The organism is Runella rosea (assembly GCF_003325355.1).
Lineage (GTDB): Bacteria > Bacteroidota > Bacteroidia > Cytophagales > Spirosomataceae > Runella > Runella rosea.
In genome coordinates, this window is the sequence record NZ_CP030850.1 from 4,460,223 (window position 1) to 4,473,396 (window position 13,174).

Sequence of the window (13,174 nt, forward strand, 5' to 3'; positions counted from 1 at the left end):
AATTCGAGGTATTGTGACAGCGTAAACGGGCCGACGCGAGGCTTATCCTTACTCTGTTTTTAATGACTGCACGGGATTGGCTAATGCAGCTTTGATACTGTGAAAACTGATGGTGAACAGGGCGATAATCACCGCGACCAGTCCAGCCAACGCAAAAATCCACCATTGAATAGTAATGCGATATGTAAAATCGGCCAGCCATTTATTCAAGAAAAAATAAGCAATCGGACTGGCAATGAGGATAGCTACGAGGATGAGTTTGATGAAATCGGCAGACAAGAGCGCCACGACACTCCCCACGCTTGCACCCAATACTTTTCGGATGCCGATTTCTTTGGTACGCTGCCGTACCACAAACGCAATCATGCCAAACAAACCAAAACAGGAGAGGAAAATCGCGACCCCCGCAAACAACGCAATGAGCGACGCAAATCGACTTTCTTCTCGGTAGCTATCGGCGAGAGACTCATCCAGAAAGCGGTGTTCGAATACTTTTTCGGGAAAAAACTCTTTCCATGTTTTTTCCACATAAGCCAATGTAGCAGGGGTATTGGCCGATGAAATTTTAATGCCAAATTGAGAAAATGTTCCTGGGCTTACCTCCATAAATAAGGGGCTTAGGCCCGTACGAAGGTTTTCGGAATGAAAATCATTGACGACTCCTACTACTCGGCCTTTTTTGCCGCCGCGTTGGATGCTCTGGCCAATAGCTGCCTGCGGTGACCCAAAATGAAGGGCTTTTACCGCTTCGTTGTTGATGATAAAACCCTCTAAATGGTCAGTTCCGTAGGTTTTGTCAAAATCGCGACCTGCCACTATTTTCAGGTCGAAGGTTTTAATAAAGTCATAGTCTACCGAGATACCCGGAAGTACAACCCCGTCTTCAATTCTGATTTTTTCGGTCGCAATCGGGTGACGCGCACCGCCCATTCCTGGTAGGTTTGAGGCCAAGGTGACGGCTCTAATGGAAGGGTTTTGCAGTAGTTTTTCCTCAAAGGCATTGGTCCGATTGCGCAGTTGTTGGTCGCCAGGTGAAAACAGATTGTTCATATTTTGACTGAATAGCGGCACCGCCAGCGTCATGTCGCGGTTGAATCCCAAGGGGCGATTTTTCAAATAGTCAATCTGCCGCAAGACAATCCCTGCGCCTGCAAGCAGGGCCACCGCTACCGTGAATTGTAGGGTAATGAGACCTTGGGTCAGCCAATTTCCCCCTTGGCCCTTGCCACTGGCTTTTCCGCGAAAAATATCGGTGGCTTTGAAGCGCGAAGCAAAAACGGCGGGGTATATCCCTGCCAATAAACAAGCCATTGTAAATACGCCAAAAAACAGCAAAAGCATTTCGGCATTTTGGGCGAAAGAAAAGTCAGGTTTTCGTCCAAAAAAGGTTTCCATTTGGCCCAAAAACTGTTTGGTAAGCAGTAAGGCCAACAAAAAAGCGGGGAGTCCCAATAAAAAAGTTTCTGTCAACAATTGCCCGACGATTTGCCACGACTGTGATCCAAGTACTTTCCGTACGCCCACTTCTTTGGCGCGACTTAGCTGGGCGGCGGTGCTGAGATTGACGAAATTAACCACCGCAATGGCCAGAATGAGGACTCCAATCAGGGAAAATATCTGTAAGAAATCGGGGTTGGCGGTAGGAACTACTTCGCCCTCCGCTGTTGATTGCAAGTGGATGTCACGTACGGGAAAGAGGGCGAAGTTTTGTTTGTCCCGTACTTCTTTCATGCCGTTTTTGAGGACGAAATTCTTGAACCGAGCGTTGACAGAGGCGGCTTTTGCCCCTTTTTTTAGTAATACATAGGTGGTGGCATAAGATGCCAATTTGTTGTTTTGGATAACGTCTAGGATGCCTTCACGGGCAAAATCAGGCTCTACATCGACGATATTGCGAAATGGAGCCAGAAAATCAAAGGTAAAGTGGGCATTTTCGGGCAGGGCGCGTATCACGCCGCCCACCGTGAAAGGCCCCTGATTGGCCAGCATTAACTGTTTGCCTATACAATCTTCTTTGCCAAAAAAGCGCAGGGCCGTTTTATCGGTCAATACAATCGAAAATGGGGTGTGTAGTGCGCGGTCAGGGTCGCCTTGGAGGGTCTCAAAACCAAAGACCTGCATGGTGGTTGAATCGGCAAAAAAAGCATTTTCTACCTCAAAGCCCTGATCTTGGTCGGGGATTCGTACGCTGATGCTCCGGGGATAAAACCGTGTAGTTTGCTCAATTTCGGGGAAATAATTCGGGAGCATCGGCGCAAAAGGCGCAGGTGAGCGCGTGATGGTAAAAGCGCTTCCCGTAAAATTAAGCTCATAATTCAGGCGATACAGCCGGTCGGTTGTAGGATAGTGGCGGTCGTAAGAGTGTTCAAAACGGTACCAGATGAACGTCAAAAAACAAAACGTCAGTCCCAATGTCAATCCTGCAAAATTGACGAAGGAAAAGAGTTTATTTTTACGAATTTGCCGAAAAGCAATGCTAATGTAATTGCGTAACATGGTTTTTTGTTTGGAACATGGAAAACGGAGTTATGGAAAATGTACTTGTTCTGTTTTTCTTGCTCCCGTTCTCCGAAATTTCACTCCGATTTCAATGAGGTTACGGGATTCATTAAGGCGGCTTTAACTGCCTGAAAACTTACTGTGAAAATCGCAATCAATAACGCCATTGAGCCTGCTATAGCGTACATCCACCAACTGATGTCAATGGGATACGCAAAGCCTGTAAGCCACTGATTCATAGCCCACCACGCGGCAGGCGCGGCAATCACAAAAGAAACGATAACTAATTTGAGAAAGCCCTTCGACAGGAGCATAATGATTTGACTGACAGAAGCTCCCATCACTTTACGAATGCCTATTTCTTTGGTTTTTGTTTCGGCCATGTACGCAATCAATCCAAACAAACCTAAACAGGCAATCAAAATAGCCAATCCCGTAAAAATGCCGAAGACAACGCCCGTGCGCTGTTCGCGTTGATATGCTTTGGCAAATGATTCATCTAAGAAAGTATAAGTAAACGGCGTACCGGGTGCGTAGCTTTTCCACTGTTTCTCGATGGTTGTCAACACTTTGTCCACATTTTCGCCGCTGATACGGGCCAATACGTAAGAGTTGGATTCTTCATACGTTTTGGAGGAATGGTGAAACAACGCAAAAGGCGACTTCACGTTATGAACCGTTTGAACATCAAAATCTTTGACAACGCCAACGACTTTAAAACGCTGCATATTTCCGCCGGGATAGTCTATGTACTTTCCTATTGGGTTTTTCCAGCCAATTTTCTTCACCGCCGCTTCATTCAGAATAACCGAAGTCGAATCGTTGAATTCTTTAGAGAAATCGCGGCCTTTCGTGAGTTTAATATCAAGAGTTTTGATAAACTCGTCGTCCGTCATAAACGAGAAAAGCGTCAGATCTTTGGCAATCTGCTTGTCGCCGGTATGTTGTTCAGGGAGATAGAAATCACCAAAACGGCCACTCAACGGCACGTTGGTACTGATGGAAGTGTGAATAATATCGGGAATACGAGCAATTTCCTGTCGGAATGCTTCCTGACTTTGTTCCAGACGCTGTGCATTAGGAATGACAATGACGTTTTCTTTCGTGAGTCCCAAATCTTTATTTTGTGTAAAACGCAGTTGTTGGAAGACTACAATCGTACAGATAATCAACGCCGTAGAGACCGCAAATTGAAAAACGACTAAGCCATTTCGAACCAACAAATGAGCAATGTTCGTTTTAATGGAATTCGTTTTTAATACTTCGATGGGTTTGAACGAAGTAAGATAAAAGGCAGGATAACTTCCCGCCAGCACGCCCGTAGTGAGCATGAGCAACACAATAAATAAACCAAAACCACCTTCAAAAAGAGCGTTAAAAGCAATGGCCTTGCCTGAAATTTGATTGAACCACGGCAATGATACAGAGATAATTACCAATGCCAGGACCGTAGCTAAAAAGCTATACAGCAGCGATTCGGATAAAAATTGTTTGATAAGGCTACTCTGAAAAGAACCGAGCGTCTTTCGTACACCCACTTCTTTGGCACGCTTGAGCGAGCGGGCCGTCGAAAGATTCATAAAATTGACGCAGGCCAGCAAAATGATAAAGATGGCAATAATGCCAAACATATAGACCTGTTTAATGTCGCCTGTGTTTTCATAAAACACGCTTATTTTGCCCGAATGAAGATGAACATCTTGAAAAGGCTGTAGAAAAAACTCCCATTTGCCGCCTTTCTTAATGAATTCGTCATACGGTTGTCCAATTCGATTGAATGCATATTGGGCGTGTTTGCGAATCATGGCGGGAAATTTGGCTTCCAATTGCCGAATCCGCTCGGGGTTTTGAGCAATCTTATCATTGAGCACCACAAACGTACTCACGTTGAGCCATACCCAACTCCAGTCAAAATAACTGACAACCTGAACACTGCGGATAGGAACCAAAAAATCGAATTGCATCGAAGACTGACTCGGAATATCCTTCAATACCGCCGTGACTTTCCGGGGGCGTTCGCCAAATAAAAGCACCTGATTGATAGGGTCGCTGTCGCCAAAGTATTTTTTAGCCATTGTTTCAGTAATCACCACATCGTCCGTGTTTTGCAGGCAGGTAGCGGCATTTCCTTTTTGGAGCGCAAAGTCGAAGATTTCCAGAAAGTTGGAGTCAACGGCCATGATGTTTTTCTCGTCAAAGAAATGGTCTTTTTTACCATTTCGTTCGTGACTCACCACCAAATCCATGATTTGAAAGGTGCGCGTGTAAGTTTCTATCTCAGGAAATTCGGCCATCAACGTTTTGCCCGCCGGCGGTGGCGTATAGCCTCCCAGCAACTCTGAGCCGCCAAAATTTCCGTCAATATTGACCTGATAGATTTGCGGTGTTTTCTTGAAAAAAGTATCAAAATGTAGTTCGTCCTTGATAAACAGTACAATCAAAAGACACACCGCCATTCCTACTGCCAACCCGGCGATGTTGATAAAGGAAAGAACCTTGTTGTTGACAAGGTTACGGATGGCGATTTTGAGATAGTTGCGTAACATTATATTTTAAGTTTAAACCGTAGGGGCAGGGCCGCAGCGGCGGACCGCTCGCGTCTGCCCTATCCACTGCCACCGACTATGAGAAATTTGAGCCTAATCAAAGTTAATATGTGTTTGCCCAGATCAGCATTTTCGTTGTATCCAGGCAAACGTGCCCCTACTCCGATTTCAAAGATTTTACTGGATTCATCAGAGCCGCTCGGATGGATTGCGCACTAACCGTTAATAAAGCAATACCGACGGCAACAACTCCCGCCAACCCAAATACCCACCATTGGATGTCCATCCGGTAGACAAAGTCTTTGAGCCACTCGTTCATGGCATACCACGCGATAGGCGATGCGATGACGATGGCAATCAATACGAGTTTTAAGAAATCTTTTGACAACAACGCCGTGATTCCTAATACCGAAGCGCCCAACACTTTACGAATGCCGATTTCTTTGGTGCGTTGGGCGGTAGTGTATGCCACCAAACCGAACAATCCCAAACAAGCCAATAAAATAGCCAAGCCCGCAAACACCGTGAAAACGCGACTGATGCGGTTTTCGTTGGCGTACATTTGGCGGTATTCTTCGTCAAGGAAGGTGTAGCTGAATGGACGATGAGGCGCAAGCGTTTTCCATTTGTTTTCCAAAAAAGACAGCGTTTGCGGAATATTATTTCCCGTCATTTTAACCAACAATACATTACCCCAAGTGACTGGAAAAATACCCAAAGAGCCGATGGGTTGTTTCATCGAAGCAAAGTGAAAATCGCGAAAAACGCCCTTGATTTCTCCCAAGCGACCGCCTAATTTGATTTTTTTTGCAACGGCTTCCTGCGACTTCCAGCCTAGTTGTTTGGCCAGCGTTTCGTTGATTAAAAAGCGATAATCGCTCTTGGAATCATCCTCAGCGTTGAGTAGTTGCATGTCGGCCTCGGTAAGGTCGCTGCCCGCAATAATCTTGATGTCTAGGGTTTTGGCCAAATCTTCATCGCCAGGAAACGCCGTAATCATCTTCTGGACAGGATTGGACGTACCCACGGTTTCGACGCCGTCGCCCCATTGAATAAACGTGGGCGTTTCGTACGCTAGTGCTACATTTTTGACGTTAGGGTTTTGCGTAAATTCATTTTTTAGCGCCTTTAGATTTTTGTTGATGCGCCCATCGGTGGGTAGAGCAATAATGTGTTGTTTATCGTAGCCCAGTTTTTTGTTTTGGATAAAATTCATCTGATTGTTGACCACGAGTGTACTCACAATCAGAAAAACAGAAATAATGAACTGTAAGACAATCAATGATTTACGCAATAATAGCCCCGAAGCGGTATTTTTAAACGCACCTTTCAATACTTTGATGGGCTGGAAGTAAGACAGTGCCAAAGCAGGGTAACTTCCCGCCACAAAACTAACCAGCAGCCAAATGCCCATTAAGGACAGGATGCCAACGGGTTGAAAGAGAACATCGAATGAAAGTTGGCGTTGAGACAGTTGATTAAACGACGGCAAAAATGCCGCTGCCGCTGCTAAACTCAATGCCAACGCAACCAGGGTAAGCACCAGTGACTCGCTCAAAAACTGCCAAAATAACTGTCCGCGAAAGGCTCCCAGTACTTTTCTCATGCCCACTTCCTTGGCGCGCTCGGTGGCGCGGGCGGTGGTAAGATTCATGTAGTTGGTGGCGGCAATGACCAAAATAAGCAAGGCAATAACCAGAAAAATATAGACGTAGGTGATATCACCAGCGGCGCTCATGCCGCCTTGGGCTTCGGAATAAAGGTGAACATCGGCGAGCGGTTCGAGCAGATAAGTTACAAAATTGTTGCCAGTCATTTCGGTTTCGGCCGATTGCTGGCGCATGTACGCGGCAATTTTTGACTGAAGCGCAGCTACCGAAGTAGAAGGGCGCAGCAGTAAATACGTGACATAATTGGCGTTCCACCACGTCTCGGTTTTAGCGGCCGAAAGTGAGTGGAAAGAGGCCACAAAGTCAAATTGTAATTGAGAATTGGAAGGAGCATCTTCGGCAATGCCTGTCACTAAATAGTCCACTTTGTCTTCCAACCGAATGATTTTGCCCACGGGTTCTTCTATTCCAAAGTATTTTCGGGCGGTTGAGGCCGTAAGAACGACTTGATTGGGGGCGTTGAGTACTGTTTTTGGGTTTCCTTTCAATAATTTGAACGAAAAGAAATCAAAAAAAGACGAGTCGGCCCAGCAAAAGCGAGGTTCGTTAAACAATAAATCGCCTTGTTTGACCACGACGGTACTTTGAGAGTGGGCGGGGTCGGAGACCCGAACGAAGCCTTCTACCTCGGGAAAATCGCGGCGAAATGCGGGCCCGACTTTGGTGCCCGTCATGACGGTTTTGTTGGCGGTCCCTTCGATGCTGTAATGCATTACCACCCGGGCAATGCGGGAACCGTTTTGGTGAAATTGGTCAAAACTTAGTTCGTGCTGAATGTACAGCCCAATCAGCAGACAGGCCGTCAAGCCCGCGGCCAAACCAAATACATTGATGAATGTAAATGCCTTGTGGTTCCACAAGTTGCGCAGTGTGGTTTTGAGATAGTTCCGTATCATAACTAAGGAAGAAGAAAAGGCCCGACGAGAATTGTTCAAATGATGTACCAGAAGAATAAGTGATTGATAAACAAATATTTGTGTTTTTTATTCCCCAAAAAAATGTCCGCAAACGGACAGATTTAGCTTCGTTTGCGGACATTTTGTACTAATATTATTGGAGCGCCGTATAAAACAATTGATGGTGCGTTGCATTCTATAGATTGTCCGATAAAGTTTTAAGGTACGCCCGTAAAAATGGTCTCTCTGTCGATTAAGTTTGAGGTTTTCCCTAATTCATTCTAATCTTGTAGCTTAAATTAATATCATGGAATTAGGAAAATCAATCAGTAGTTTAACCGTTTTGGTGCACATCATGGTGTGGCTACTGCTTGGATTTATTGTCCTTTTTTATCCACCACTTACTTGGGATATGACAGTCCCTACATCCTTCTGGATCAAGCAGATACTGAATTTTTTTATGTTGGCGGGGATGTTTTATTTCAACGCACTTTACATGGTCCCTGCGTTTTTAGTCAATGAAAAAAAAACGGTGTTTATTGTATGGTTTGTGGGGATCATCTTTTGTTTTTTGGTATTGGCCCGAATCATAGAAATTAATCTTCATGTAAATGAACAGATGGCGGCCTTAAAAGGCAGTAAAAGCATTAAGAGTAAATATACACTCGATGTTCATCTGTTTATGGTTGCTATTTTGGTGATGGTTATCAGTACCAGTTTTGCGGCTGCTCAACGTTGGCAATCGGAAGTGAAAAAGCATGAAATGATTGAAAAACAGCACATTGCTTCTGAGTTGGCGTTGTTAAAAGCGCAGATAAATCCCCACTTTTTTTTCAATACCCTCAACAATATTTATGCCCTGACCTATTCGGATATTCCAGTGTCGAGAGAGGCTATTCTGAAACTTTCCCGCATGATGCGCTATTTATTGTACGAAACCCCGTTGGAGAGTGCCCTGTTAAGTCAGGAGATTTCTTTCATGAATGACTATATTGAACTGATGAAATTGCGCCTTCATGCCTACACAACCTTGGAAGTTCAAGAATTTAAGTCAGACCATGAATATTCGGTAGCGCCAATGCTCTTGCTGCCATTTATTGAAAATGCCTTCAAACACGGAACCAGTTCGCTGAACAAAACTGCAATTTTGATTGCGCTTAACGCCCAAAATGGCCTCCTTACCCTAAGGGTGAAGAATCAAATACATCCCAATAAAGACGCGGCTGGGGGTATTAACGGCGGTATTGGGTTGATTAATACGAAAAGAAGGCTTGATTTGCTTTATCCTGGGCGACATTCGCTTATTATAAATGAAGACATTGAGAACAAAATGTATCAGGTTGAGTTAAAAATAGAATTGTAGACACCACCATTCCCCTCAAAAAAAAGCCATGAAATTGAATTGTATTACTGTAGATGACGAACCGCCCGCGCTCGGACTGCTCAATACTTTTGTGGAGCAAACTCCTTTTTTGAACTTAATGGGCCAGTATGCCAACGGGGTAGAAGCACTACAAGCTATTCATAGTCAGTCAATTCACCTTGTGTTTTTGGATATTCAGATGCCAGATCTAAACGGAATGGAGCTTGCCCGGATTATCAGTCAAACAAACTCGTTGGTGCAGACCCGCATTGTATTCACCACGGCCTATAATCAGTTCGCGGTAGAAGGCTACAAAGTGGATGCGTTGGATTATCTGATGAAACCATTCAGTTACGAAGAGTTTTTAAGAGCCGCCACCAAGGGAAAAAACCATTTTGAGTTGGCTGAAAATAATCTTCAAGAAAACTGCATGTTTGTGAAATCTGATTACAAGCTGATTCGGGTAGATTTTGATTCTATTTTATACATCGAATCGTTCAAGGATTACGTCAAGATTCATCTTACTCCGCCTGCTGCCCCGATCATTACGCTGAGCCGCCTGAAAGCCATCGAAGACAAGCTACCTCCCTCAAGGTTTCTCCGAATACACCGCTCATTTATTGTCGCTATTCATAAAGTAGATTCAATCAGCAGAAATGCCGTTTCTATTGGAAAAACAACGCTTTCCGTGGGCGATTTGTACAAGGATGCTTTTAAGGAATTAATGGGCGTATAGAAGAATTAAGACTTATATAAGACTTATACAGGATACAAATGGGGTTGGTTTGCCCGAACTTATTTCCCTGGTTAGAGAGTGCGTCTGTCGATAAATTCGTCCTCTCTGGCTGATTTTTATTGTGGTTATTGACGCAGAATAGTAGTTTTAAAGTTGCTTAATTTATTTAAGTAGATAGATAATAGTCTTACACCCCTTTGGCGATGCTGGAGGGGCGTTTTTTTATTTTCCCCACTGATTGGATTATGTTGTTAAAGAAAACGATGCTGTCCCGAGGTAGTTAGCTGCCGAAAAGGTTTGAAAAACGTACTAAAAAAGGGTTAGAGACGTTATATTTTTAATGTAATGCGTTATAATTTAACAACTTATAATTATTTCCATGAAATCCACCATTCTACTTTCTGTTTTTGTATTGGCAATGGGATTGTCGGCTTGTGAAAAAATAGATTCCGAAGAACCACCAATCCCTACTGTACCAGAACTGACGCTTGCCGAAAAAGCGAAAAAATATACCGATGAACATCCAGATATTCAGTCTCCCTTGATAATTAATACCCTTCCTAAATCGGTAAATGTTGCGCTGGGTACTGTATTCATTGATACTTTTAAGTTTGGGTACAATTCACAGGAGCAATTAGTACAAATATCGACAGATAAAGGTCCAGTACTTGATATTACCCTTGACCAAGCGGCTCGGAAAGCTACTGGTAAATTTGGTAAGCAGGAACTCAATTTTCAACTCAATCAGAACGGATTAGCTGAAAGTGCCGTGGGTTTTTTTTCAAGTGGGAAAGAGGCCAATAATCAATATTTTTATAAAAATGGCTATTTGGTGGCCATGACGGATAAACTTTACCTAACAACATTAAAATACAGCGGAAACGGAGATTTACTGGAGTGGAAGGGTACAACGCATCAGGGGGAAAGAGTCAATATTTCATACGAATATACTGATTATCCCAATACCATTCGTCAGGAAGTTACCTATTGGACGACTAACCATTTATCTTTTAGAGGTGATTTTTTAGGGAAATACAGCAGTAAATTGTTGAAAAAGGCAGTGATTAGTGTACCTTCCTTAGGTGGCAGTACTTTTGTGCTTGATTTTGAATATACCTTTGACATTAAAGACCGTGTTTCTAGAATGCTGATTAAACGAGATGCATTGTCAGATGTTTTGTATGAATATCGTTATTAGAAACCACCTCTGTCAATATTGCTTTACTCGTCGGATAAAAACCGACGAGTTTTTTTATGGGTTTTTAAAAATAGCCACCGTTTGATATTTGCCAATCTGCTTCTACTTTTGACCTCTTGTTTTAAACTTCATTAACGTACTGCGATGAAAAAGACCATAACCGTTCTATTATCAGCAATTTACTTAACTGCTCTCGTGTCGATGGATGTTGCTTCTCAAAATCCTTTTTTTAGTAACTACAACACACCTTTTGGCGTGCCCCCCTTTGCTCAAATCAAAAATGAGCATTTTGAACCCGCTTTTATCGAAGGCATGAAACAGCAAGCGGCGGAGATTGCGGCCATTACCGCCCAAAAAGAAGCGCCAACTTTTACCAATACAATTTTGGCGTTGGAAAACAGCGGCGATTTGCTGGACCGCGTCGGAACCGTGTTTTTTAATTTTAACAGCGCCAACACCAACGAAGGTATTCAGAAAATTGCGCAAACGCTGTCGCCCAAAATGTCTAAGCACCGCGACGATATTCAACTGAATGCGGAATTGTTCAAGCGGGTGAAAACCGTTTATGACCAACGTAGTACCGCAAAACTAACGGGAGAACAGTTGATGTTGCTCGAAAAAACCTACAAAAGCTTTGTGCGTAGCGGTGCGGCTCTCTCGGCCGAGAAGCAAGAACGGATGCGTAAAATCAACGCCGAAATGTCGCTACTGACCTTAAAATTTGGTCAGAATCTATTGGCCGAAAACAACAATTATACGTTGGTCATTGAAAAAAAAGAAGACCTGAGTGGCTTGCCGGAGTCGCTGATTGCCGCCGCCGCCGATGATGCTAAAAAACGTAAAATGGAAGGAAAATGGGTGTTTACGCTGCAAAACCCCAGCATCATGCCTTTTTTGCAATACGCCGATAATCGCTCATTGCGGGAAAAGATTTTTAAAGCCTACCTCGAACGCGGAAACCACAACGACGCCTACGATAACAAAGCTATCATGACCAACATCGTGGCGTTGCGGGCCGAAAAAGCGGCTTTGCTTGGCTATGAAAACCATGCTGCCTACGTGTTGGAAGAGAGCATGTCGAAAACGCCTGCTAAAGTAAGTGAACTACTGAACCAATTGTGGACCGCCACCGTGCCCGTGACCAAACAGGAAGCCGCGGAGTTGCAGACGTTGATGGACAAAGACGGCAAAAACGAAAAACTGGAAAGTTGGGATTGGCGCTACTACGCCGAAAAATTGCGTAAGCAAAAATACGACCTCAACGAAGAGGAATTACGTCCTTATTTTTCGTTGGACAACGTGCGCAAGGGTATTTTTACGCTTTGCCAGCGACTATACGGCCTGAAATTCGAGCCACGTACTGATATTCCCGTCTATCATGAAGAGGCCACGGCCTACGAAGTAAAAGAAGCCAATGGGCAGCACGTGGGGGTGATGTACATGGATTTTCACCCGCGTGCGAGCAAGCGCGGTGGTGCTTGGATGACGAGCTACCGCGAGCAAGAAATGGAAAACGGCAAGCGCGTGGCTCCCATAGTCTCCATTGTTTGTAATTTCTCCCGCCCTTCGGGCAATGCTCCTGCTTTGCTTAGCATGGATGAAGTGCAGACGTTCTTTCATGAATTTGGGCATGCATTGCACGGCCTACTTTCCAACGTCAATTATGGTAGTCTGTCGGGCACGTCGGTGCCGCGTGATTTTGTGGAGCTGCCTTCGCAAATCATGGAAAACTGGGCCACTGAGCCAGAAATGTTGAAATTGTACGCCAAACATTACCAAACAGGTGCGGTGATTCCTGACGCACTTATTGAAAAAATGAAAAAAAGCAGTTTGTTCAATCAGGGCTTTGAAACGTCGGAATACTTGGCAGCATCGTTGCTTGATATGAGTTATCATACCCTCAAGCCTGGGCAAACACCAACGGATGTGCTGACGTTTGAAAAAGAGGCGATGGACAAAATTGGCCTGATTTCTCAGATTCCGCCGCGCTATCGCACCACGTATTTTCAGCATATTTTCTCGGGCGGGTATTCGGCAGGCTATTACAGTTATATTTGGTCGGCGGTATTGGATGCCGATGCTTTTGAAGTTTTTAAGCAAAAAGGCCTTTTTGATCCCAAATCTGCTCAGTCTTTCCGTAAAAATGTACTAGAAAAGGGTGGGACCGACGAGCCGATGAAACTTTACCTCAACTTCCGTGGTGCCGAGCCAGACATTAAGCCGCTCCTGCGTCGTCGGGGATTGATGAAGGAAGTGAACTAGGGAG

The 13,174-nt window shown here is 44.4% G+C and carries 7 protein-coding genes; 4 read left to right on the plus strand and 3 right to left on the minus strand.

Translation table 11 applies throughout. From position 1 onward, the window contains the following. Window positions 1-48 precede the first annotated feature (48 nt). The 3 genes from DR864_RS18655 to DR864_RS30480 all read right to left on the minus strand — a co-directional run bounded on the left by DR864_RS18655 (window position 49) and on the right by DR864_RS30480 (window position 7,611). Complete coding sequence (locus DR864_RS18655) at window positions 49-2,496, minus strand: FtsX-like permease family protein (RefSeq protein ID WP_114068380.1); 2,448 nt, start codon at window positions 2,494-2,496, stop codon at window positions 49-51. Between the two features lie 80 nt (window positions 2,497-2,576). Next, the gene (locus DR864_RS18660; protein WP_114068381.1) at window positions 2,577-5,045 is read right to left on the minus strand and encodes an ABC transporter permease; all 2,469 of its coding nucleotides are present in this window, start codon (window positions 5,043-5,045) and stop codon (window positions 2,577-2,579) included. A 157-nt stretch (window positions 5,046-5,202) separates the two neighbouring features. Continuing rightward, the gene (locus DR864_RS30480) at window positions 5,203-7,611 is read right to left on the minus strand and encodes an ABC transporter permease (protein WP_114068382.1); all 2,409 of its coding nucleotides are present in this window, start codon (window positions 7,609-7,611) and stop codon (window positions 5,203-5,205) included. Between the two features lie 307 nt (window positions 7,612-7,918). On the opposite strand from DR864_RS30480, the gene DR864_RS18670 reads away from it, so the two are divergent. From DR864_RS18670 to DR864_RS18685, 4 genes are all read left to right on the plus strand, one after another. After that, window positions 7,919-8,974 carry a sensor histidine kinase gene (locus tag DR864_RS18670; RefSeq protein WP_114068383.1) on the plus strand — a complete coding sequence of 352 codons (1,056 nt, stop codon included), beginning with the start codon at window positions 7,919-7,921 and terminating at the stop codon, window positions 8,972-8,974. 28 nt (window positions 8,975-9,002) lie between these two features. Then, window positions 9,003-9,710: a LytR/AlgR family response regulator transcription factor gene (locus tag DR864_RS18675; RefSeq protein WP_114068384.1), complete on the plus strand. Its 708-nt coding sequence runs from the start codon at window positions 9,003-9,005 to the stop codon at window positions 9,708-9,710. Between the two features lie 379 nt (window positions 9,711-10,089). Beyond that, entirely contained in the window at window positions 10,090-10,908 is an 819-nt protein-coding gene (locus tag DR864_RS18680; RefSeq protein WP_114068385.1) for a hypothetical protein, read from the plus strand. 144 nt (window positions 10,909-11,052) lie between these two features. Further along, complete coding sequence (locus tag DR864_RS18685) at window positions 11,053-13,170, plus strand: M3 family metallopeptidase (protein WP_114068386.1); 2,118 nt, start codon at window positions 11,053-11,055, stop codon at window positions 13,168-13,170. The last annotated feature ends 4 nt before the right edge of the window (window positions 13,171-13,174 follow it).